Origin of the sequence: Streptomyces sp. NPDC012888 (genome assembly GCF_042900645.1) — a bacterium.
Lineage (GTDB): Bacteria > Actinomycetota > Actinomycetes > Streptomycetales > Streptomycetaceae > Streptomyces.
On record NZ_JBIBBM010000008.1, the window covers coordinates 289990 to 313395 of the forward strand.

21 protein-coding genes are annotated in these 23406 nt (G+C 71.3%); 18 read left to right on the forward strand and 3 right to left on the reverse strand.

From position 1 onward, the window contains the following. Positions 1-32 precede the first annotated feature (32 nt). From ruvB to ACFY61_RS17265, 6 genes are all read left to right on the forward strand, one after another. Positions 33-1097: a Holliday junction branch migration DNA helicase RuvB gene (gene ruvB, locus ACFY61_RS17240; protein ID WP_389472649.1), complete on the forward strand. Its 1065-nt coding sequence runs from the start codon at positions 33-35 to the stop codon at positions 1095-1097. 162 nt (positions 1098-1259) lie between these two features. After that, a complete protein-coding gene (gene yajC / locus ACFY61_RS17245; protein ID WP_389472652.1) occupies positions 1260-1697 on the forward strand; it encodes a preprotein translocase subunit YajC in 438 nt (145 codons plus the stop codon). Between the two features lie 156 nt (positions 1698-1853). After that, a complete protein-coding gene (gene secD, locus ACFY61_RS17250; RefSeq protein ID WP_389472655.1) occupies positions 1854-3671 on the forward strand; it encodes a protein translocase subunit SecD in 1818 nt (605 codons plus the stop codon). Between the two features lies 1 nt (position 3672). Then, positions 3673-4743, forward strand: a complete 1071-nt coding sequence (secF, locus tag ACFY61_RS17255; protein ID WP_389472658.1) for a protein translocase subunit SecF — start codon at positions 3673-3675, stop codon at positions 4741-4743. Then, positions 4740-5291 carry an adenine phosphoribosyltransferase gene (locus tag ACFY61_RS17260; protein WP_389472660.1) on the forward strand — a complete coding sequence of 184 codons (552 nt, stop codon included), beginning with the start codon at positions 4740-4742 and terminating at the stop codon, positions 5289-5291. Before secF ends, ACFY61_RS17260 begins: the two co-directional genes overlap by 4 nt. Before the next feature lie 298 nt (positions 5292-5589). Continuing rightward, on the forward strand, positions 5590-8025 hold the full coding sequence (locus ACFY61_RS17265) for a RelA/SpoT family protein (protein ID WP_389472662.1): 2436 nt from the start codon (positions 5590-5592) through the stop codon (positions 8023-8025). 89 nt (positions 8026-8114) lie between these two features. On the opposite strand, the gene ACFY61_RS17270 is transcribed toward ACFY61_RS17265, so the two are convergent. Next, entirely contained in the window at positions 8115-9344 is a 1230-nt protein-coding gene (locus ACFY61_RS17270; protein WP_389472664.1) for a DUF349 domain-containing protein, read from the reverse strand. A gap of 183 nt (positions 9345-9527) precedes the next feature. After that, entirely contained in the window at positions 9528-10304 is a 777-nt protein-coding gene (locus ACFY61_RS17275; RefSeq protein WP_389472667.1) for a peptidylprolyl isomerase, read from the reverse strand. Between the two features lie 157 nt (positions 10305-10461). Between ACFY61_RS17275 and ACFY61_RS17280 the strand changes: the two genes are divergently transcribed. The 4 genes from ACFY61_RS17280 to ACFY61_RS17295 are packed head-to-tail and all read left to right on the forward strand — an operon-like array spanning position 10462 to position 14500. Continuing rightward, positions 10462-11175: an MBL fold metallo-hydrolase gene (locus ACFY61_RS17280; protein ID WP_389472670.1), complete on the forward strand. Its 714-nt coding sequence runs from the start codon at positions 10462-10464 to the stop codon at positions 11173-11175. Positions 11176-11185: 10 nt separating this feature from the next. After that, positions 11186-12448, forward strand: coding sequence for a histidine--tRNA ligase (hisS, locus tag ACFY61_RS17285; protein ID WP_389472673.1), 1263 nt, complete (start codon positions 11186-11188; stop codon positions 12446-12448). A gap of 57 nt (positions 12449-12505) precedes the next feature. After that, entirely contained in the window at positions 12506-13111 is a 606-nt protein-coding gene (locus ACFY61_RS17290; protein ID WP_389472676.1) for a vitamin K epoxide reductase family protein, read from the forward strand. A 42-nt stretch (positions 13112-13153) separates the two neighbouring features. Further along, positions 13154-14500 (forward strand): replication-associated recombination protein A, encoded by a 1347-nt coding sequence (locus tag ACFY61_RS17295; RefSeq protein WP_389472679.1) that lies wholly within the window; start codon positions 13154-13156, stop codon positions 14498-14500. A 17-nt stretch (positions 14501-14517) separates the two neighbouring features. On the opposite strand, the gene ACFY61_RS17300 is transcribed toward ACFY61_RS17295, so the two are convergent. Then, the gene (locus ACFY61_RS17300) at positions 14518-15453 is read right to left on the reverse strand and encodes a DUF2470 domain-containing protein (RefSeq protein ID WP_389472682.1); all 936 of its coding nucleotides are present in this window, start codon (positions 15451-15453) and stop codon (positions 14518-14520) included. 56 nt (positions 15454-15509) lie between these two features. On the opposite strand from ACFY61_RS17300, the gene rpsD reads away from it, so the two are divergent. The 8 genes from rpsD to ACFY61_RS17340 form a co-directional block, all read left to right on the forward strand. Continuing rightward, positions 15510-16121 (forward strand): 30S ribosomal protein S4, encoded by a 612-nt coding sequence (rpsD, locus tag ACFY61_RS17305; protein ID WP_389472684.1) that lies wholly within the window; start codon positions 15510-15512, stop codon positions 16119-16121. A gap of 186 nt (positions 16122-16307) precedes the next feature. Next, the gene (locus ACFY61_RS17310; RefSeq protein WP_389472687.1) at positions 16308-16736 is read left to right on the forward strand and encodes a DUF948 domain-containing protein; all 429 of its coding nucleotides are present in this window, start codon (positions 16308-16310) and stop codon (positions 16734-16736) included. Between the two features lie 8 nt (positions 16737-16744). Continuing rightward, positions 16745-17092, forward strand: coding sequence for a DUF6167 family protein (locus ACFY61_RS17315; RefSeq protein ID WP_389472689.1), 348 nt, complete (start codon positions 16745-16747; stop codon positions 17090-17092). Then, positions 17092-19776: an alanine--tRNA ligase gene (gene alaS / locus ACFY61_RS17320; protein ID WP_389472692.1), complete on the forward strand. Its 2685-nt coding sequence runs from the start codon at positions 17092-17094 to the stop codon at positions 19774-19776. The genes ACFY61_RS17315 and alaS overlap by 1 nt, the downstream gene beginning before the upstream one ends. Then, a complete protein-coding gene (gene ruvX, locus ACFY61_RS17325) occupies positions 19776-20246 on the forward strand; it encodes a Holliday junction resolvase RuvX (RefSeq protein ID WP_389472695.1) in 471 nt (156 codons plus the stop codon). The genes alaS and ruvX overlap by 1 nt, the downstream gene beginning before the upstream one ends. 80 nt (positions 20247-20326) lie before the next feature. Then, positions 20327-22087 (forward strand): endolytic transglycosylase MltG, encoded by a 1761-nt coding sequence (gene mltG, locus ACFY61_RS17330; protein ID WP_389472698.1) that lies wholly within the window; start codon positions 20327-20329, stop codon positions 22085-22087. Between the two features lie 7 nt (positions 22088-22094). Next, positions 22095-22913 (forward strand): shikimate dehydrogenase, encoded by an 819-nt coding sequence (locus tag ACFY61_RS17335; protein WP_389472700.1) that lies wholly within the window; start codon positions 22095-22097, stop codon positions 22911-22913. A gap of 284 nt (positions 22914-23197) precedes the next feature. Beyond that, the coding region (locus ACFY61_RS17340) for a chorismate synthase (RefSeq protein WP_389472703.1) at positions 23198-23406 on the forward strand (209 nt) is incomplete at its 3' end.

Consider the following 23406-nt stretch of genomic DNA (forward strand, 5'->3'; position numbering starts at 1 on the left):
GACCGTACGAACGAGAAGGCGGAACGACAACCGTGAACTGGGACGAGGACGAGGCCGGCACCGCGGCCGCGGACCGGCTGGTCGGAGCATCCGCCGACGGCGAGGACAGCGCCGTCGAGGCGGCCCTGCGCCCCAAGGACCTCGGCGAGTTCGTCGGCCAGGAGAAGGTCCGCCAACAGCTCGACCTGGTCCTCAAGGCCGCCCGCCAGCGCGGCGCCACCGCCGACCACGTGCTGCTGTCCGGAGCGCCTGGCCTGGGCAAGACCACCCTCTCCATGATCATCGCGGCCGAGATGGGCGCACCGATCCGCATCACCTCCGGCCCCGCCATCCAGCACGCCGGCGACCTCGCCGCGATCCTCTCCTCCCTCCAGGAGGGCGAGGTGCTCTTCCTCGACGAGATCCACCGCATGTCCCGGCCGGCCGAGGAGATGCTGTACATGGCCATGGAGGACTTCCGCGTCGACGTGATCGTCGGCAAGGGCCCCGGGGCCACCGCCATCCCCCTGGAGCTGCCCCCCTTCACCCTGGTGGGCGCCACCACCCGGGCCGGCCTGCTGCCCCCGCCGCTCCGCGACCGCTTCGGCTTCACCGGCCACATGGAGTTCTACGCCCCCGAAGAGCTCGAACGGGTCGTCCACCGCTCCGCCCGCCTGCTCGACGTGGAGATCGACGCCGACGGGGCCGCCGAGATCGCCGGCCGCTCCCGCGGCACGCCCCGCATCGCCAACCGGCTGCTCCGCCGGGTCCGCGACTACGCCCAGGTCAAGGCCGACGGCGTGATCACCCGCGAGGTGGCCGCCACCGCCCTGGCCGTCTACGAGGTGGACGCCCGCGGCCTGGACCGGCTGGACCGGGCCGTGCTGGAGGCCCTGCTCAAGCTGTTCGGCGGCGGACCCGTCGGCCTGTCCACCCTCGCCGTCGCCGTCGGCGAGGAACGCGAGACGGTCGAGGAGGTCGCCGAGCCCTTCCTGGTCCGGGAGGGCCTGCTGGCCCGCACGCCCCGCGGACGGGTCGCCACCCCGGCGGCCTGGGCCCACCTGGGGCTCGTGCCACCGCAGGCGCAGACCGGACAACAGGGGTTGTTCGGGGCCTGACGGCGCGGAGGTTCGCCCCGTCAGGAACTGCGGTGCCATGCTGGGCGTTGTTCCATCGGTGCGGACTCGCCTAGACTCCGCCGATGCCGACCGTGCAGGTCGGCATGCCCACCCCCGTAGAAATGGCCGCCCTCCGGCGGCCGTGCGAAGGATCTTCGTCCCGTGAACAGTCTCGTGACCTTCCTCCCGTTCATCGTGCTCATCGGGGCCATGTTCCTGATGACCCGCTCTGCCAAGAAGAAGCAGCAGCAGGCCGCCCAGATGCGCGACAAGATGACGCCCGGCACCGGCGTGCGCACCATCGGCGGCATGTACGCCACGGTCAAGGAGGTCGGCGACGACACCGTCACCCTTGAGGTGGCCCCCGGCGTCCACGCGATCTACGCCAAGAACGCCATCGGCGCCGTGCTGGAGGACGACGAGTACAACCGCATCGTCCACGGCACCACCGCCGACGCGGACGGCGACACGCCGGTCGTCCCGGACGACGCCTCGTCGCTGACCGAGGCCGGCCAGGACCAGGGCGAGGCCCCGAAGCTCGACCTCGGCAAGAAGGACGAGCCCAAGGACTCCGACCCGAAGACCGACGGCGACAAGTAAGGCACGGGACCGGGGACCGCACGGCGCCTGACCGGCGGCCGGGCGCGGTCCCCGTGAGCGACCCGTTTCTGCGGGGGGCAGGGGTCCCCACCACATATTCGTGGCCGTCCGCGCACTGACCCGGTGCGGGGCGGTTGGACAGGGAGATACAACAAGGTGGCAGCACCGAAGAAGGGCCGGCGGCCCACGGGGGCTCAGGGGAGGCCGGGGCGCGCCCTGGCGATCATCCTGATCGCGATGGTGGCGCTCACCGCGGGGATGTTCATCTCCAATCAGACGACTCCCCGGCTGGGCATCGACCTCGCCGGCGGCACGAGCATCACGCTCAAGGCCAAGAGCGAGCCCGGCAAGCCGGACGCGATCAACGAGACGAACATGAACACGGCGGTCGGGATCATCGAGCGCCGGGTCAACGGTCTCGGCGTCTCCGAGTCCGAGGTCCAGACGCAGGGCCGCGACCACATCATCGTGAACATCCCCAAGGGGACGAACGAGAAGCAGGCCCGCGAGCAGGTCGGCACGACCGCCCAGCTCTACTTCCGGCCGGTCCTGGCCTACCAGGACATGGGCGCGACCCCCGAGACCGCGCCCTCGGCCAACTCCTCCGGCGCCCCGAGCGCCACGCCGAGCCCGTCGGGCAGCGCCTCCGGCTCCCCGAAGGCCGACGGCAAGGGCGGCTCGTCGCCCTCGGCCACCCCGTCGTCCAGCGCCACTTCGCAGGGCCGTGCCCTGACCGAGGGCCTCAAGGCCCCGGGCACCCCCACGCCGACCCCGTCGGCGGGCCAGTCGAAGAAGGCAGACGACAACAAGGCCACCACCCCGGCCGCCACCCCCGTCCCGACCCCGTCGGGCGACGCCGGTGACGCCGCCCTCCAGGCGAAGTTCGCCGCCCTGGACTGCACCAAGGAGGACCAGCGCCTCAAGGTCGGCCAGGAGTCCAAGCCGGGCGAGCCCACCCTCGCCTGCGGCCAGCGCGGCCCCGGCTGGGGCAAGTGGCTGCTCGGCCCGGCCGCCGTCGACGGCCAGGACGTCGCCGAGGCCAAGGGCCAGCTGGACCCGCAGCGCGGTGCCTGGATCGTCACGATGAAGTTCACCGACGCCGGCGCCGACAAGTTCGCCAAGATCACCGGTGAGCTCGCCACCAAGCAGACCCCGCAGAACCAGTTCGCCATCGTGCTCGACGGCCAGGTCGTCTCCGACCCGTACGTCCAGCAGGCGCTGACCGGTGGCAACGCCGAGATCTCCGGCGGCTTCACCCAGCAGTCCGCGCAGGACCTGGGCAACATGCTGTCCTACGGCGCCCTGCCGCTGTCCTTCCAGGAGGACAGCGTCACCACCGTCACCGCCGCGCTCGGCGGCGAGCAGCTGAAGGCCGGTCTCATCGCCGGCGCCATCGGCCTCGCCCTCGTGGTGATCTACCTGCTGGTCTACTACCGCGGGCTGTCCCTGATCGCGATCGTCTCGCTGCTGGTCTCGGCGATCCTCACGTACACGATCATGGCGCTGCTCGGCAAGGGCATCGGCTTCGCCCTGAACCTGCCGGCCGTCTGCGGTGCGATCGTGGCCATCGGTATCACCGCGGACTCCTTCATCGTGTACTTCGAGCGGATCCGCGACGAGATCCGCGAGGGCCGCTCCCTCAAGCCGGCGGTGGAGCGCGCGTGGCCGCGGGCCCGGCGCACCATCCTGGTCTCCGACTTCGTGTCGTTCCTGGCGGCCGCCGTGCTGTTCATCGTCACCGTCGGCAAGGTGCAGGGCTTCGCCTTCACGCTGGGTCTGACGACCCTGCTCGACGTGGTCGTGGTGTTCCTCTTCACCAAGCCGATCATGACGCTGCTGGCGCGCACCAAGTTCTTCTCCAGTGGGCACCCGTGGTCCGGTCTGGACCCGAAGCGGCTCGGCGCCAAGCCGCCGCTGCGCCGGTCCCGTCGTACCGCCGGCACCTCCGCCCCCGTCGACGTAAAGGAGGCGTGAGATGTCGAAGCTGGGAGATCTCGGCGCCAAGCTGTACCGCGGTGAGGTCGGATACGACTTCGTCGGCAAGCGCTTCGTCTGGTACGGCGTTTCCATCCTGATCACCATCACCGCCATCGTGGCCCTGGCCGTACAGGGCCTCAACATGGGCATCGAGTTCAAGGGCGGCGCCGTCTTCACCACCCCGAAGACGGCCGTCTCGGTGGCGAAGGCCACCGAGGACGCCGAGAAGGCCTCCGGCCACGACGCGATCGTCCAGGAGCTCGGCACCGGCGGCCTGCGCATCCAGATCTCCGGTCTGGACACCGACGCCGCGGCCGACGTGAAGAAGGAACTGGCCGGCGCGCTGAAGGTGACCGAGGCGGACATCAACGCGGACCTGGTCGGCCCCAGCTGGGGCTCGCAGATCGCCAACAAGGCGTGGACCGGCCTCGGCGTGTTCATGGTCCTCGTGGTGATCTACCTCGCCATCGCCTTCGAGTGGCGGATGGCCGTGGCGGCCCTGGTCGCGCTGATCCACGACCTCACCATCACCGTCGGCATCTACGCGCTGGTCGGTTTCGAGGTCACCCCGGGTACGGTCATCGGCCTCCTCACCATCCTCGGCTACTCCCTGTACGACACCGTCGTGGTGTTCGACAGCCTCAAGGAGCAGACGAAGGACATCACCAAGCAGACCCGCTACACCTACGGCGAGCTGGCCAACAAGAGCATCAACGGCACGCTGGTCCGGTCGATCAACACCACCGTGGTGGCGCTGCTGCCCGTCGCCGGCCTGCTGTTCATCGGCGGCGGCGTGCTCGGCGCGGGCATGCTGAACGACATCTCGCTGTCGCTGTTCGTCGGCCTCGCCGCCGGCGCGTACTCCTCGATCTTCATCGCGACGCCGCTGGTCGTGGACCTCAAGGAGCGCGAGCCGGCCATGAAGGCGCTGCGGAAGCGGGTGGAGGCCAAGCGGGCCGCGGTCGCGGCGAAGGGCGGTGACCCGGAGGAGGCGTACGCCGAGGACGGCGAGACGCCCGAGGTGATCGCGCAGGGCCGGGCCGACCGGGCGACGGGCCGGCGTCGGTGACCGCGGTCACGGACGAGGTCCGGGAGCTGCTGCTCAGCCGGATCACCGACGTGCCGGACTACCCGAAGCCGGGCGTGGTGTTCAAGGACATCACCCCGCTGCTGGCGGACCCCGGGGCCTTCGGCGCGCTGACGGAGGCGCTGGCGGACCTCGCCGCGCGGTGCGGCGCGACGAAGATCGTCGGGCTGGAGGCGCGCGGGTTCATCCTCGCGGCCCCGGTCGCGGTCCGCGCCGGGCTCGGCTTCGTGCCGGTCCGCAAGGCGGGCAAGCTGCCGGGGGCGACGCTGTCCCAGGCGTACGAGCTGGAGTACGGCACGGCGGAGATCGAGATCCACGCGGAGGCGCTGCGCGCCGAGGACCGGGTCCTGGTCATCGACGACGTCCTGGCGACCGGGGGCACGGCGGAGGCTTCGCTGGAGCTCATCCGGCGGGCCGGGGCGCGGGTCGCCGGGCTCGCGGTCCTGATGGAGCTCTCGTTCCTCCCGGGCCGCGCCCGCCTGGAGCCGGCCCTGGCCGGCGCCCCGCTGGACGCGCTGATCGTGGTCTGACCCCCGACCCACCCGAAGCGGCGGGTTCCCCCACCCGGGGGAACCCGCCGCTCGGCTTTTCCCCGGCCGCACCGCCCCCGCCCACCGCCGCCGGCCCTGCGGTCCGGCTCAGGGGGCGCGTATCCGGCTCCTCCGGCGTTCGAGGAGCGGGGTTCGGGGCGCAGGCCCGTGGGGCCGGCCGCGGGCGGCGCCCGGCGCGGGGTCCGGATCGCGGGCGGGGGAACGTCGCCGGGCCGCGCTCGCTACCATGAGTTATCCGGACCCGACCGGAGGCCCCGGATCCGCACGAGGAGCGCTCTTGCCAGACGAGGTCCAGCCCATCTCCGCCGCGCAGCCCGACCCGACGGACGAGCAGCCCAAGGCGGCGGCCCCCGCCGCGCCCAAGCCGGCGCCGCCCGCCGCTCCCTCCCGGCCCGCGCCGCTGAAGCCGGCCGGGTCCTCCAACCGGGTGCGTGCCCGGCTGGCCCGCCTCGGGGTCCAGCGCTCCAACCCGTACAACCCGGTCCTGGAGCCCCTGCTGCGCATAGTCCGCAGCAACGACCCGAAGATCGAGACGGCCACCCTCCGCCAGATCGAGCAGGCCTACCAGGTCGCCGAACGCTGGCACCGCGGCCAGAAGCGGAAGAGCGGCGACCCGTACATCACCCACCCCCTCGCCGTGACCACCATCCTCGCCGAGCTCGGCATGGACCCGGCCACGCTCATGGCCGGGCTGCTGCACGACACCGTCGAGGACACCGAGTACGGCCTGGAGCAGCTCAGACGCGACTTCGGCGACGCCGTTGCCCTGCTCGTCGACGGCGTCACCAAGCTGGACAAGGTTAAGTTCGGCGAGGCGGCCCAGGCCGAGACCGTCCGCAAGATGGTCGTCGCCATGGCCAAGGACCCCCGCGTCCTGGTGATCAAGCTCGCCGACCGCCTGCACAACATGCGCACCATGCGCTATCTCAAGCGGGAGAAGCAGGAGAAGAAGGCCCGCGAGACCCTGGAGATCTACGCGCCGCTGGCCCACCGCCTCGGCATGAACACGATCAAGTGGGAGCTCGAGGACCTCGCCTTCGCCATCCTCTACCCGAAGATGTACGACGAGATCGTCCGCCTCGTCGCCGAGCGCGCGCCCAAGCGGGACGAGTACCTCGCCATCGTCACCGACGAGGTGCAGACCGACCTGCGGGCCGCCCGCATCAAGGCCACCGTCACCGGCCGCCCCAAGCACTACTACAGCGTCTACCAGAAGATGATCGTGCGGGGCCGCGACTTCGCCGAGATCTACGACCTGGTGGGCATCCGCGTCCTCGTGGACACCGTCCGTGACTGCTACGCGGCCCTCGGCACCGTCCACGCGCGATGGAACCCGGTCCCCGGCCGGTTCAAGGACTACATCGCGATGCCCAAGTTCAACATGTACCAGTCGCTCCACACGACGGTCATCGGGCCCAACGGCAAGCCGGTCGAGCTGCAGATCCGCACCTTCGACATGCACCGCCGCGCCGAGTACGGCATCGCCGCGCACTGGAAGTACAAGCAGGAGACCGTCGCCGGCAGCTCCAAGATCCGTACGGACGTCCCCAAGGCCGCCAAGGGCAGTGCCGGCCAGGACACCGTCAACGACATGGCCTGGCTGCGGCAGCTCCTGGACTGGCAGAAGGAGACCGAGGACCCGGGCGAGTTCCTGGAGTCCCTCCGCTTCGACCTCTCCCGCAACGAGGTCTTCGTCTTCACGCCCAAGGGCGACGTCATCGCCCTCCCCGCCGGCGCCACCCCCGTGGACTTCGCCTTCGCCGTGCACACCGAGGTCGGCTACCGCACCATAGGGGCCCGGGTCAACGGCCGGCTCGTCCCGCTGGAGTCCACCCTCGACAACGGCGACCTCGTCGAGGTCTTCACCTCCAAGGCGGAGGGCGCGGGCCCGTCCCGCGACTGGTTGGGCTTCGTGAAGTCCCCGCGCGCCCGCAACAAGATCCGCGCCTGGTTCTCCAAGGAACGCCGCGACGAGGCCATCGAGCAGGGCAAGGACGCCATCGCGCGGGCCATGCGCAAGCAGAACCTGCCGATCCAGCGGATCCTGACCGGCGACTCCCTGGTCACCCTCGCCCACGAGATGCGCTACCCCGACATCTCCTCCCTCTACGCCGCCATCGGCGAGGGCCACGTCTCCGCCCAGGCCGTGGTCCAGAAACTGGTCCAGGCGCTCGGCGGCGAGGACGCCGCAAACGAGGACATCGAGGAGAGCGTCCCGCCGTCGCGCGGCCGCGGCAAGCGGCGCGGCAGCGCCGACCCCGGCGTCGTGGTCAAGGGCGTCGAGGACGTGTGGGTCAAGCTGGCCCGCTGCTGCACCCCCGTGCCCGGAGACCCCATCATCGGCTTCGTCACCCGCGGCAGCGGCGTATCGGTTCACCGCGCCGACTGCGTCAACGTGGACTCCCTGTCCCAGCAGCCCGAGCGCATCCTCGAGGTCGAATGGGCGCCGACGCAGTCCTCGGTGTTCCTGGTCGCCATCCAGGTCGAGGCCCTGGACCGGTCCCGCCTGCTGTCGGACGTCACCCGCGTCCTCTCCGACCAGCACGTGAACATCCTGTCCGCGGCCGTCCAGACCTCCCGCGACCGGGTGGCCACCTCCCGGTTCACCTTCGAGATGGGCGACCCCAAGCACCTGGGTCACGTCCTCAAGGCGGTCCGCGGCGTGGAGGGCGTCTACGACGTCTACCGCGTCACCTCCGCCCGCAGGCCCTGACCCGCCGGAACAACGCAAAGGCGAGGGCCCCGGGACGGACGTCCGTCCCGGGGCCCTCGCCGTACGCGCCTACGGCGCCGCCGGCCGGCTCAGCCGCCGAACTCCTCCAGACCCTTCAGGGCCTGGTCCAGCAGGGCCTGACGGCCCTCCAGCTCACGCGACAGCTTGTCGGCCTTCGCGTTGTTGCCCTGCGCCCGCGCCGCGTCGATCTGCCCGCGCAGCTTGTCCACGGCCGCCTGCAGCTGACCCGTCAGACCGGCCGCACGGGCCCGCGCCTCCGGGTTCGTACGCCGCCACTCCGCTTCCTCGGACTCCTGGATGGCACGCTCGACCGCGTGCATCCGGCCCTCGACCTTCGGCCGGGCGTCCCGCGGGACGTGGCCGATGGCCTCCCACCGCTCGTTGATCGAACGGAACGCGGCCCGCGCCGCCTTCAGGTCGGTCACCGGGACGAGCTTCTCGGCCTCCTCGGCCAGCTCCTCCTTCAGCTTCAGGTTCTCCACCTGCTCGGCGTCCCGCTCGGCGAAGACCTCGCTGCGCGCCGCGAAGAAGACGTCCTGGGCGCCGCGGAAGCGGTTCCACAGGTCGTCCTCCGACTCGCGCTGGGCACGGCCGGCCGCCTTCCAGTCCGCCATCAGCTCGCGGTAGCGGGCCGCCGTCGGACCCCAGTCGGTCGACTTCGACAGCGACTCGGCCTCCGCGACCAGCTTCTCCTTGGCCTTGCGGGCCTCCTCGCGCTGCGCGTCCAGCGAGGCGAAGTGCGCCTTGCGCCGCTTCGAGAAGGCCGACCGGGCGTGCGAGAAGCGGTGCCACAGCTCGTCGTCCGACTTCCGGTCCAGCCGGGGCAGGCCCTTCCAGGTGTCGACCAGGGCGCGCAGCCGCTCGCCGGCCGACCGCCACTGGTCGCTCTGCGCCAGCTGCTCGGCCTCGGTGACGAGGTCCTCCTTGGCCTTGCGGGCCTCGTCGGTCTGCTTGGCCTTGGCCGCCTTGCGCTCCTCGCGGCGCGACTCGACGGTCTCGACCAGCTTGTCCAGCCGCACCCGCAGCGCGTCGAGGTCGCCCACCGCGTGGTGCTCCTCGACCTGCGTGCGCAGGTGGTCGATCGCGATCTGGGCGTCCTTGGCGGACAGGTCGGTGGTCCGCACCCGCCGTTCGAGGAGGCCGATCTCGACCACCAGGCCCTCGTACTTGCGCTCGAAATAGGCCAGGGCCTCCTCGGGGGTGCCCGCCTGCCACGAGCCGACGACCTTCTCGCCATCGGCAGTACGCACGTACACGGTGCCCGTCTCGTCGACGCGGCCCCACGGGTCGCTGCTCACAGCGCCTCCTCCACCTGATGCCTGCGCGGGGGTCCACCCCCTCGGCATCGTCCACAGTTCCTGGGGCGGGCAGCGCCCGCCCTGCACAACGCAAACATAGGCGACCGCCGGGCCGGCTGTCCGCATCCCGCACGACGGAATATCGCCGCGGGGGTGCTCAGGCCGGTCCGGGGCGCCGGCCCGTCAGTTCTTCGTGACCGCGGCCTTCTCGATGGTGACGGCCTTCTTCGGGGCGATGCCGCCGTCCACCGTGCCCTCCTTGGCCACGTCCTGGACGATCTTCAGCCCGGCCGGGTCGATCTTGCCGAAGGGGGTGTAGGTCGGCGTCAGCGGGCTGTCCTTGTAGACGAGGAAGAACTGGCTCCCGCCGGTGCCGGGCTGGCCGGTGTTGGCCATCGCGACCGTGCCGGCCGGGTAGATCACCTGGCCCTGCGCGTCGGCCTTGCCGAGGGCGTCGAGGTTCTCGTCCGGGATGTTGTAGCCGGGGCCGCCCATGCCGGTGCCCTCCGGGTCGCCGCACTGCAGGACGAAGATGCCCTCCGTGGTCAGCCGGTGGCACTTCGTCCCGTCGAAGTAGCCCTTGTCGGCCAGCGACTTGAACGAGTTCACGGTCTGCGGGGTCTTCGCCGCGTCCATGTCGATCCTGATCTCGCCCTGGCCGGTCTTCAGCGAGAACGTGTACTTCGCCTTCGTGTCCACCGCCATGGCGGGCGACGGCGACTTCTTCGGCGTCGGCGCCGCGGACGGGCTGCTCTCGGCGCCCGGCTCCACGGTGTCGGAGGAGCCGTCGAAGACCCCGCCCACCACCAGGCCGATCACCACAGCGAGCGCGGCGGCCACCGCCGCCGAGACCACCGCCGTCCGTCTGCGCGCCCTGCGCCGGGCCTCGGCGCGGTTCCTCTGCTGACGCTCGAACTTCTCCCTGGCGAGCTGCCGCCGCCGCTGATCGCTCGTGACCACCTGGGCCGTCTCCTCGTACGTGTCTGCTACCGCTGTCCGGGCAGGTTCTGGCCGTACCGTATATGGGTTCGCTGTGCGATGAGCGGCGCCGGTAGGCTCTGATCTGCACCAATATCCCGCCGGCCCGCCGGCCGACCACCACGACGTGAGGACGAACGTGCTGATTGCCGGATTCCCCGCCGGGGCCTGGGGCACCAACTGCTACCTGGTCGCCCCCGCCGCCGGTGAGGAGTGCGTCATCATCGACCCGGGCCACCAGGCCGTCCAGGGAGTCGAGGAGACGCTGAGGAAGCACCGGCTCAAGCCCGTCGCGGTGGTCCTCACCCACGGCCACATCGACCATGTGGCCTCCGTGGTCCCGGTGTGCGGAGCGCACGACGTACCCGCCTGGATCCACCCCGAGGACCGCTACATGATGAGCGACCCGGAGAAGGCCCTCGGGCGTTCGATCGGGATGCCGCTGATGGGCGAGCTGACCGTGGGCGAGCCCGACGACGTCCGCACGCTGACGGACGGCGCCGCGCTGAAGCTGGCCGGTCTGGAGTTCTCCGTCGCGCACGCCCCCGGCCATACCAAGGGGTCGGTGACGTTCCAGATGCCCGAGAGCGCCGACGTCCCGTCGGTGTTCTTCTCCGGCGATCTGCTCTTCGCCGGCTCCATCGGACGCACCGACCTGCCCGGCGGCTCCCACGCCGAGATGCTCGAATCGCTGGCCCGCGTGTGCCTGCCCCTCGACGACTCGACCGTGGTGCTGTCCGGCCACGGCCCCCAGACCACCATCGGCCGCGAGCGCGCGACCAACCCGTACCTCCGGGAGGTCGCCGCCGGCCTGGGAGCGGACCCGACCGCCGCCCCACGACGAGGAATGTGACGAGAACACCGTGAGCACCTTCAAGGCCCCCAAGGGCACGTACGACCTGATCCCGCCGTACTCCGCGAAGTACCTGGCGGTCCGAGAAGCCATCTCCGCGCCGTTGCGCAAGGCCGGCTACGGCTACGTCGAGACGCCGGGCTTCGAGGACGTCGAGCTCTTCGCCCGCGGTGTCGGAGAGTCGACCGACATCGTGACCAAGGAAATGTTCACGCTGACGACCAAGGGCGGCGCGAACCTGGCGCTGCGCCCCGAGGGCACGGCGTCCGTCCTGCGCGCGGCGCTGGAGGCCAACCTCCACAAGGCCGGCGGCCTGCCGGTGAAGCTCTGGTACTCCGGCTCCTACTACCGCTACGAGCGCCCGCAGAAGGGCCGCTACCGCCACTTCTCCCAGGTCGGCGCGGAGGCCATCGGCGCGGAGGACCCGGCCCTGGACGCCGAGCTGATCATCCTCGCCGACCAGGCGTACCGCGCGCTGGGCCTGCGCCGGTTCCGGATCCTGCTGAACTCGCTCGGGGACAAGGAGTGCCGCCCGGTCTACCGGGAGGCGCTGCAGGGCTTCCTGCGCGGACTCGACCTGGACGAGGAGACCCTCCGCCGCGCCGACATCAACCCGCTGCGGGTGCTCGACGACAAGCGGCCCGACGTCCAGAAGCAGCTGGTCGACGCGCCGCTGCTGCGCGACTACCTGTGCGACGCCTGCACGGCGTACCACGAGGAGGTCCGCGCGCTGATCACCGCGGCGGGCGTGGCCTTCGAGGACGACCCGAAGCTGGTCCGCGGCCTGGACTACTACACCCGCACCACCTTCGAGTTCGTCCACGACGGTCTGGGCTCCCAGTCGGCGGTCGGCGGCGGCGGCCGCTACGACGGCCTCTCCGAGATGATCGGCGGCCCCGCGCTGCCCTCGGTGGGCTGGGCCCTCGGCGTCGACCGCACGGTCCTTGCCCTGGAGGCCGAGGGCGTGGAGCTGGACATCCCGCCGGTCACGGAGGTCTTCGCGGTACCGCTGGGGGAGGAGGCCAAGCGCGTCCTGTTCGGCGTGGTGACGCAGCTGCGCACGGCGGGCATCGCCTCGGACTTCTCGTTCGGGGGGAAGGGCCTGAAGGCCGCGATGAAGGGGGCCAACCGCTCGGGCGCCCGCCTGGCGATCATCGCGGGCGACCGCGACCTCGCCGAGGGCGTCGTCCAGCTCAAGGAGATGGAGTCCGGCGAGCAGACCTCCGTGCCGCTGGACGGACTGGTCGACGCGGTCCGCGCCAGGCTGGCCTGACCCCGCCCACCCGGTCCGGGGCCAGGCCCCCGGACCGGGTGCGGCAGAATGCACCGCATGAGAGACGCGGGCGCACAGACCACACGGACGGTCGGCGGCAGCCGGGGGCTGGCCTGGCTGCTGGTGATCACGGGAGCGGCCGGACTGCTGGCCGCGTGGGTCATCACCATCGACAAGTTCAAGCTGCTCGAAGACCCGGACTTCGTCCCCGGGTGCAGCTTCAACCCCGTCGTGGCCTGCGGCAACATCATGAAGAGCGAACAGGCCTCGGCCTTCGGCTTCCCCAACCCCATGCTGGGGCTGGTCGCCTACGGGATCGTGATCTGCGTCGGCATGAGCCTGCTGGCCGGCGCCCGGTTCCGCCGCTGGTACTGGCTCACCTTCAACGCAGGCACGCTGTTCGGCGTGGTGTTCTGCGCCTGGCTGACGTACCAGTCGCTGTACGAGATCAACTCGCTGTGCCTGTGGTGCTGCCTGGCCTGGGTCGCCACCATCGTCATGTTCTGGTACGTGACCGCGCACAACGTCCGCGAAGGGCTGCTGCCCGCCCCCGCCTGGCTCCGGGGCTTCCTCGGCGAGTTCCCCTGGGTGCTCCCGGTCCTGCACATCGGGATCATCGGCATGCTGGTCCTGACCCGCTGGTGGGACTTCTGGACCTCCTGACGCCCGGCCGGACTGTCGGCGGTCTGGCTTAGGCTTCAAGGCGTGGAACCCGATCTGTTCACCGCCGCCGCCGAGGACCGCCAGGAGAAGGACCCCGCGAGCTCCCCGCTCGCCGTCCGCATGCGCCCGCGCACCCTGGACGAGGTCGTCGGCCAGCAGCACCTGCTCAAGCCGGGGTCCCCGCTGCGCCGGCTCGTCGGTGACGGCGGCGGACCGGCGGGCGCCTCCTCGGTGATCCTCTGGGGGCCGCCCGGCATCGGGAAGACCACCCTCGCGTACGTGGTCAGCCAGGCCACCCGGAAGCGGTTCGTCGAACTGTCGGCGATCACCGCGGGCGTCAAGGAGGTCCGCGCGGTCATCGAGGGCGCGCGGCGGGCCGCCGGGGGGTACGGCAAGGAGACCGTCCTCTTCCTCGACGAGATCCACCGGTTCAGCAAGGCCCAGCAGGACTCGCTGCTGCCCGCCGTCGAGAACCGCTGGGTGACCCTGATCGCCGCCACCACGGAGAACCCCTACTTCTCCGTGATCTCACCCCTGCTGTCCCGTTCCCTGCTGCTCACGCTCGAACCGCTGACCGACGAGGACCTCTCCGGTCTGCTGCGCCGGGCGCTGGTGGAGGAGCGGGGCCTGAATGGTGCGGTGACGCTCGCCGCGGACGCGGAGGCGCACCTGCTGCGGATCGCCGGCGGTGACGCCAGGCGGGCGCTGACCGCCCTCGAAGCCGGGGCGGGGGCCGCGCTGGCCAAGGGCGAGGCGGAGATCACCCTCACCACGGTGGAGGAGGCCGTCGACCGTGCGGCGGTCAAGTACGACCGGGACGGCGACCAGCACTACGACGTGGCCTCGGCGCTGATCAAGTCGATCCGCGGCTCGGACGTGGACGCGGCGCTGCACTACCTGGCGCGGATGATCGAGGCGGGGGAGGACCCGCGGTTCATCGCCCGGCGGCTGATGATCTCCGCCAGCGAGGACATCGGCCTGGCCGACCCGACGGCCCTGCCGACGGCGGTCGCCGCGGCGCAGGCGGTCGCGATGATCGGCTTCCCGGAGGCGGCGCTCACCCTCTCGCACTGCACGATCGCGCTGGCCCTGGCGCCGAAGTCCAACACCGCCACCACGGCGATCGGCGCGGCCCTGGCGGACGTGCGGGCGGGTCTGGCCGGCCCGGTCCCGCCGCACCTGCGGGACGGCCACTACAAGGGCGCCGCCAAGCTGGGGCACGCCCAGGGGTACGTCTACCCGCACGACGTGCCGGGCGCGATCGCCGCGCAGCAGTACGCGCCGGACGCCATCCACGGCAAGCGGTACTACGAGCCCACCCGGTACGGCGCGGAAGCGCGCTACGCGGACGTCGTCGAACGCGTCCGGTCCCGGCTCCAGGGCAACTGACCCCGGTCGGCGGGGGTCTACGCGGTCGTCGCGCCGAACAGCGCCCGCATCGCCCGCCGCATCCCGCACACGTCCCCCACCGGCTCCGGGAAGTCGAACCGGGCGTCGAAGCACGCCGCGCCGTCCGCGCCCGGCTCGCCCAGGAACCGGACCCGCAGCCCGTACCGGTCCAGGGCCAGCGGTACGGCCTCCCGCACCCCGGCGGCCCGCGGGCCCAGCAGCGCGCGCAGGTCCCGGACCCGGTCCCGGTGCGCCGAGTGCAGGTGCTGCAGGAGTTCCGTCTCGTGCTCCCGCAGCGGATCCGGCTCCGCGGGCCCCAGCTCGTCCGGGTCCACCCGCTCCGCACCCCACAGGTCGTCCACGGTGATCGCGCCGACCTCCAGCCGCAGCAGCACCCAGGCCGGCCGCCCGTACGCCCCCGGCGCGGGGTCGGCGGACAGGGCCTCCCCGAGGCCCAGCAGCTCGCCGACCGGGTCGCGCTCCGCGAGCAGCCGCGCGCAGGCGGCCCGCTCGGCGGCGCCGCGGACCGGGGTCAGCCAGCCGGACAGCCAGGCGCGGCCCCGGATACGATGGGGGACGGACACCGGCGCCACATCAGTGATCTCGATCACTGCGGTGAGGTCGTCGTCCTGGGCGTGAGCGGCTGCCCTGGCAGCCGGGGTTTCCCCGGAAACGAGGAGAATCACGTCCCCGTCCGAGGTGACGGCCCTGGCGGCCGGCACCCGTTTCCCGAGGTCCGCAGGATCGCGCGTGTCACGAGCATCCGCGAGAGTGAGGGATACTGAGGCGTTGGAATCAACGAGGGTTCGTACGCGCTCGGCTCCGGTGAGCTGTCGAGCGCCTTCCCTGGGACGCGGCTGACCTTGCCTATCGTCGTCGTAAGCGGACGTGGATCGTTTCTCGTCCGAACTGCGGTGCGCACTGGGCAGGGGGATCCCATGCGGTCGAGACATTACGTCCTCCTCGGATAAGGTAAGGCTCACCTAACTTACATGGAGGTAGGTTCCACGTGAACCAGTCGCGACCCAAGGTCAAGAAGTCTCGTGCCCTCGGCATCGCCCTGACGCCGAAGGCCGTCAAGTACTTCGAGGCCCGCCCCTACCCGCCGGGCGAGCACGGCCGTGGCCGCAAGCAGAACTCGGACTACAAGGTCCGTCTGCTGGAGAAGCAGCGTCTGCGCGCGCAGTACGACATCTCCGAGAAGCAGATGGCCCGCGCCTACGACCGCGCCAAGAAGGTCGCCGGCAAGACCGGTGAGGCCCTCGTCGTCGAGCTCGAGCGTCGTCTGGACGCCCTGGTGCTGCGTTCGGGCATCGCCCGCACCATCTACCAGGCCCGCCAGATGGTCGTCCACGGCCACATCGAGGTCAACGGTGGCAAGGTCGACAAGCCGTCGTTCCGCGTGCGTCCCGACGACGTCGTGACCGTCCGCGAGCGCAGCCGCGACAAGCACCCGTTCCAGGTCGCCCGCGAGGGTGGCTACGCGGGTGAGGGCGAGACCCCCCGTTACCTGCAGGTCAACCTGAAGGCCCTGGCGTTCCGCCTGGACCGTGACCCGCAGCGCAAGGAGATCCCCGTGATCTGCGACGAGCAGCTCGTCGTCGAGTACTACGCCCGCTGAGGCACCGTCCTCGACAGGCTGTTCCGGCCCGCCGTCCGCCCCTCCGGGGGAGGGCGGCGGGCCGGCCCCTTTTCGGCCGGCCCCCGCGTGGACGGCCGTGGGCCGGGGAATTCGGGTACGGAAGGCCGCCCTCGGCGCGATAGGGTCGGGGGACGACTTTTCTCACAGTTCAGGGAGCGGTGCTACGTGTCCGGTGGAGAGGTGGCCGGGATCCTCGTGGCCGTCTTCTGGGCGATCCTGGTCTCGTTCCTCGCCGTGGCACTGGCGAGGCTGGCCCAGACGCTCAAGGCGACCACCAAGCTGGTCGCGGACGTGACCGAGCAGGCCGTCCCGCTGCTGGCCGACGCCTCCACCACGGTCCGCTCCGCCCGGACCCAGCTCGACCGCGTGGACGCGATCGCCAGCGACGTCCAGGAGGTCACCTCCAACGCCTCCGCGCTCTCCTCCACCGTGGCCTCCACCTTCGGCGGCCCCCTCGTCAAGGTCGCGGCCTTCGGCTACGGGGTGCGCAAGGCGCTGGGCCGGACGGACGAGGCACCCGCGCGGGCGGCCCGCCGTACCGTGATCGTCGGGCGGACCGTGCCGGCCGCCCGGCGCCGCAAGCAGAAGGACTGACGACCGCGATGTTCCGCCGCACCTTCTGGTTCACCGCAGGCGCCGCAGCCGGCGTGTGGGCCACCACCAAGGTCAACCGCAAGCTCAGGCAGCTGACGCCGGAGAGCCTCGCCGCACAGGCGGCGGACAAGGCCGTCGAGGCCGGCCACCGCCTGAAGGAGTTCGCGCTCGACGTCCGGGCGGGAATGTCCCAGCGCGAGGACGAGCTGAACGATGCACTGGGGCTGACCCAGGACCCGCAGGACCCGGCCCTGACGGACGACGTGCGCGTGCTCCCCGCCCCGCGCCGTCTGCGGGCCATCCAGAACGACCACACCCGACCGAAGTTTTCGTACAACCGGAATGAGGACCACTGATGGAGTCGGCTGAGATCCGCCGCCGCTGGCTGAGCTTCTTCGAGGAGCGCGGTCACACCGTCGTCCCTTCGGCGTCGCTCATCGCGGACGACCCGACTCTGCTGCTGGTCAACGCCGGCATGGTGCCTTTCAAGCCGTACTTCCTCGGCGAGACCAAGCCGCCCGCCCCCCGCGCCACCAGCGTGCAGAAGTGCGTGCGCACCCCCGACATCGAAGAGGTCGGCAAGACCACCCGCCACGGCACGTTCTTCCAGATGTGCGGCAACTTCTCCTTCGGCGACTACTTCAAGGAAGGCGCCATCAAGTACGCCTGGGAGCTCCTGACGACTCCCGTGGCGGACGGCGGCTACGGCCTCGAGCCGGAGAAGCTCTGGATCACCGTCTACCTCGACGACGACGAGGCCGAGACGATCTGGCGCGACGTGATCGGCGTCCCCGCCGAGCGCATCCAGCGCCTGGGCAAGAAGGACAACTTCTGGTCCATGGGCGTGCCCGGCCCCTGCGGCCCCTGCTCCGAGATCAACTACGACCGCGGCCCCGAGTTCGGCGTCGAGGGCGGCCCCGCCGTCAACGACGAGCGGTACGTGGAGATCTGGAACCTCGTCTTCATGCAGTACGAGCGCGGCGCCGGCGACGGCAAGGAGGACTTCCCGATCCTCGGCGACCTGCCCTCCAAGAACATCGACACCGGTCTCGGCCTCGAACGCCTGGCGATGATCCTCCAGGGCGTCCGGAACATGTACGAGACCGACACCCTGCGCGTGGTCATGGACAAGGCCACCGACCTGACCGGCGTCCGCTACGGCCAGGCCAAGGACACCGACGTCGCCATGCGCGTGGTCGCCGACCACATGCGCACCTCGGTCATGCTCATCGGCGACGGCGTCACCCCCGGCAACGAGGGCCGCGGCTACGTGCTGCGCCGCATCATGCGCCGCGCCATCCGCAACATGCGCCTCATGGGTGCCACCGGCCCGGTCGTCCAGGACCTCATCGACGTCGTGATCGACACGATGGGGCAGCAGTACCCCGAGCTGATCACCGACCGCAAGCGCATCGAGACCGTCGCGCTCGCCGAAGAGGCCGCCTTCCTCAAGGCCCTCAAGGGCGGAACCAACATCCTCGACACCGCGGTCAGCGAGACCAAGGCCGCCGGCGGCTCCGTCCTCTCCGGCGACAAGGCGTTCCTGCTCCACGACACCTGGGGCTTCCCGATCGACCTCACCCTGGAGATGGCCGCCGAGCAGGGCCTGACCGTGGACGAGGCCGGGTTCCGCCGCCTGATGCAGGAGCAGCGCGACCGCGCCAAGGCCGACGCCAAGGCCAAGAAGACCGGCCACGCCGACGTCTCCGCCTACCGCGAGATCGCCGACGGCTCCGGCGCCACCGAGTTCACCGGCTACGCCACCAACCAGGGCGAGGCCACCATCGTCGGCCTCCTGGTCAACGGCGTCTCCTCGCCCGCCGCCACCGAGGGCGACGAGGTCGAGGTCGTCCTCGACCGGACCCCCTTCTACGCCGAGGGCGGCGGCCAGCTCGCCGACCAGGGCCGGATCAAGCTCGACTCCGGCGCCGTCATCCAGGTCCGCGACGTCCAGCAGCCGGTCCCCGGCGTCTCCGTGCACAAGGGCTCCGTCCAGGTCGGCGAGGTCACCGTCGGCGCCTCCGCGTACGCCGCCATCGACGTCAAGCGCCGCCGGGCCATCGCCCGCGCCCACTCGGCCACCCACCTGACCCACCAGGCGCTGCGCGACGCCCTCGGCCCGACCGCCGCCCAGGCCGGTTCGGAGAACTCGCCGGGCCGCTTCCGCTTCGACTTCGGCTCACCGAACGCCGTCCCCGGCTCGGTCCTCACCGACGTCGAGCAGAAGATCAACGACGTGCTCTCCCGCGAGCTCGACGTCACCGCCGAGATCATGAGCATCGACGAGGCCAAGAAGCAGGGCGCCATCGCCGAGTTCGGCGAGAAGTACGGCGAGCGGGTCCGCGTCGTCACCATCGGAGACTTCTCCAAGGAGCTGTGCGGCGGCACGCACGTCGGCAACACCAGCCAGCTGGGTCTGGTGAAGCTGCTCGGCGAGTCCTCCATCGGCTCCGGCGTGCGCCGCGTCGAGGCCCTGGTCGGCGTCGACGCGTACAACTTCCTCGCCAAGGAACACACGGTCGTCGCCCAGCTCCAGGAGCTGGTCAAGGGCCGCCCCGAGGAGCTGCCCGAGAAGATCGCGGCCATGCTCGGCAAGCTGAAGGACGCCGAGAAGGAGATCGAGAAGTTCCGCGCGGAGAAGGTCCTGCAGGCCGCCGCGGGTCTGGCCCAGGGCGCCCAGGACATCCGCGGCGTGGCCGTGGTCACCGGCCAGGTGCCCGACGGCACCGGCGCCGACGACCTGCGCAAGCTGGTCCTCGACGTCCGCGGCCGGCTGCAGCAGCTGTCGGGGGCCGGCGACCGGCCGGCCGTGGTGGCCCTGTTCGCCGTGGCCAACGACCGCCCGCTGACCGTCATCGCCACCAACGAGGCGGCCCGCGAGCGCGGCCTCAAGGCCGGTGACCTGGTCCGCACCGCCGCCAAGACTCTCGGCGGCGGCGGTGGCGGCAAGCCGGACGTGGCCCAGGGCGGCGGGCAGAACCCGGCTGCCGTCGGCGACGCCATCGCCGCGGTCGAGCGCCTCGTGGGGGAGACCGCGTAATGCCGCTGCGCCGTGGCCGACGCCTCGCGATCGATGTCGGTGACGCCCGGATCGGGGTCGCCTCGTGCGACCCCGACGGGGTGTTGGCCACACCGGTGGAGACCGTGCCGGGACGCGACGTCCCGGCCGCCCACCGGCGGCTGCGCCAGCTGGTGGCGGAGTACGAGCCCCTCGAAGTGGTGGTCGGCCTCCCGCGTTCGCTCAGCGGACGCGAGGGGCCGGCCGCGGCCAAGGTCCGGGCCTTCGCCGGGGAACTGGCCAAGGGCATCAAGCCGGTGACGGTCCGTCTGGTGGACGAGCGGATGACCACGGTGACCGCGGCGCAGGGTCTGCGGGCGTCCGGGAAGAACGCCAGGAAGGGCCGCGCGGTCATCGACCAGGCGGCCGCTGTGATCATCCTTCAGAACGCTCTTGAGACCGAACGGGTATCTGGAAATCCGCCCGGTGAGTGCGTCGAAGTGGTCATCTGATCGCGATACGGTAACGTTCCGCGCGATGTGGCGGCATTCGAACAGCCGTCGGCTCTTCGACGCGCGGCTCTAGGGGATCGATGACTGAGTATGGGCGGGGCCAGGCCCCCGAACCGTGGCACCCGGGGGACCCCCTCTACGGCGATCCGGGCTGGACCGGTCAGCACCAGGTCCCCCACCACCAGGTCCCGCCGCACCAGCCGTACCCGCAGGACGCCCAGTACCAGCAGGACTCTCCGTACCCGCAGGACGCCGCCCAGTACCAGCAGCAGCCCTACCCGCAGGACCCGCAGTACCAGCAGCAGGCGTACTACGGCCAGCAGCAGGTGCACCCCCAGCACCAGCAGCAGCCGCATCCCCAGCACCCACAGCACGCGCAGCACCCACAGCACGCGCAACATCCGCAGCACCCCCAGCACGCGCACCAGTCGTACGGCGGCCAGACCGGACACCTCCAGGCCGCCGACCCGTACCCCGCGGCCGCCGACCCCTACCCCGGGGGCCTCGACCCGTACGGCCAGCAGTCCGCCGTCTACCCGGGGGAGACCCCCGACCTCTACGGCACCGAGGACGCCTACCCGCCGCCGCAGCCCCCCGGCCGCCGCCCGCTGGTCCCGGAACCCGCCCCCGAATGGGAGGACGAGGAGACCGACGCGGAGCGGGACGGCGACCCGAAGACCCGCTCCGGCGGCGAGGGCCGCGACGGCGGACCCGGTGACGAGGGCCGGCGTGCCGGCCGTGGCAAGGGCAAACCGAAGAAGAAAAAGGGCCGCAACGGCGTCGCCTGCCTCTTCGTGGCGCTCGTCCTGGTCGGCGGCGTCGGCGGCGTCGGCTGGTACGGCTACTCCTTCCTCCAGGAGACCTTCGGCGCCCCCGAGGACTTCACCGGCGAGGGCACCGACCCCGTCGACGTGGAGATCAAGCCCGGTTCCAGCCTGATCGCGATGGGCCAGGCCCTCAAGCAGGCCGGCGTCGTCGCCAGCGTCGAGGCCTTCACCGACGCCGCCGAGGCCAACCCCAAGGGCAAGTCCATCCAGCCCGGCATCTACCCCCTCAAGAAGCAGATGTCGGCCAAGGCCGTGGTCGACCTGATGATCGACCCGACCAAGCTGAACGTGGTCACGGTCACCGAGGGCATGCGCAACACCGCGGTCTACGCGGCCGTGGACAAGAGGCTCAACCTCAAGCAGGGCACGACGTTCGAAGTCTCCAAGCGCGAGCTGAAGAACCTCGGCCTGCCCGCCTGGGCCCACTCCGACCCCAAGATCATGGACCCGCTGGAGGGCTTCCTCTACCCGGCGCGCTACGACCTCAGCAAGGACATGAAGCCCGAGGACCTGCTCAAGCAGATGGTCGCGAAGGCGAAGCAGAAGTACGAGGCGGCCGGGATCGAGGGCAAGGCCAAGGACCTCGGCCTGCAGTCCCCGCTCGACGTGGTCACCGTGGCCAGCCTCGTCCAGGCCGAGGGCAAGAACCACGAGGACTTCCGGAAGATGTCCGAGGTCATCTACAACCGCCTCGAACCGACGAACGACATCACCAACCGGAAGCTCGAGTTCGACTCGACCATCAACTACCTGAAGGGCACGAGCGACATCAACGTCTCCGTCAAGGAGACCAGGCAGATCGAGCACCCGTACAACACGTACAAGTACGAGGGTCTGCCGCCCGGCCCGATCGGCAACCCCGGCGACGAAGCCCTCAACGCCTCGCTCGATCCCGACAAGGGCGGCTGGATGTTCTTCGTCTCTGTTGACGGAGAACGGACCACCTTCACCCAGGACTACGAGGAACACAAGAAACTGGTCGCGGAATTCAACCGACGACAGAGTGGTGGGTAAGCAAGTCATGTCACGCAGAAGGGCCGCGGTGCTGGGTTCGCCCATCGAGCACTCCCTCTCCCCGGTGCTGCACCGCGCCGCCTACCAGGAGCTCGGCCTCGACGACTGGTCGTACGACCGCTTCGAGGTCGACGAGGCCGCGCTCCCGGCGTTCATCGCGGAACTCGGCCCCGAGTGGGCCGGCCTCTCCCTGACCATGCCGCTGAAGCGGGCGGTCATCCCGCTGCTGGACGGCATCAGCGAGACCGCGGCCTCGGTGGAGGCCGTCAACACGGTCGTCCTCACCGAGGACGGCCGCCGGATCGGCGACAACACCGACATCCCGGGCCTGGTCTCCGCGCTCCGCGAGCGGGGCGTGGAGAAGGTGCCCGCCGCCGCCGTGCTCGGTGCCGGCGCCACCGCCTCCTCCGCGCTCGCCGCGCTCTCCCGCATCTGCTCCGGCGAGGTCACCGCCTACGTCCGCAGCGAGGCCCGCGCCGCCGAGATGCGGCAGTGGGGCGAACGCCTCGGCGTGCCCGTGCGCACCGCCGACTGGGCGGACGCGGCCCGGGCCTTCGAGGCGCCCCTGGTGATCGCCACCACGCCGGCCGGTACGACGGACGCCCTGGCCGAATCCGTACCGGAGGCCCCCGGCACCCTGTTCGACGTGCTGTACGACCCGTGGCCCACCCCGCTCGCGGCGGCCTGGACCCGGCGCGGCGGCAACCTGCTCGGCGGCCTCGACCTCCTGGTCCACCAGGCGGTCCTCCAGGTCGAGCAGATGACCGGACGCCCCGGCCCGCTGGCCGCCATGCGGGCTGCCGGGGAAGCCGCCCTGCACCACTGACCCGCAGCTGCCGCACCTGACGGATACGGCCGCCGCCACAGCCGCCGGCGGCCGTTCCGCTACGTGCCCGGCCGGCGGCCCGGGGGCCCGCCCGGGCAGGTCCGGGCCGGGTGGCGTGGTGCACCCGCGGGCGTTCCGCTTCCCGGCCACCGCCCCGACGGCGTCCGATAGCTGGACCAGGGCCCTCCATACCCCTTCGGACGTGGGAGGATCGGACATGACGGGCCCGGGCCGCGCACCCGGTCGCGCCGTCGGTGTACCAGGCGCGAGCATGAGGAGCATCGTTGAGCAGGTTGCGTTGGCTGACGGCCGGGGAGTCCCACGGACCGGCGCTGGTGGCGACGCTGGAGGGGCTGCCCGCCGGCGTTCCGGTCACCACCGCTCTGGTGGCCGACCACCTGGCGCGGCGGCGGCTCGGCTACGGCCGTGGTGCCCGGATGAAGTTCGAGCAGGACGAGGTGACCTTCCTGGGTGGTGTCCGGCACGGGCTGTC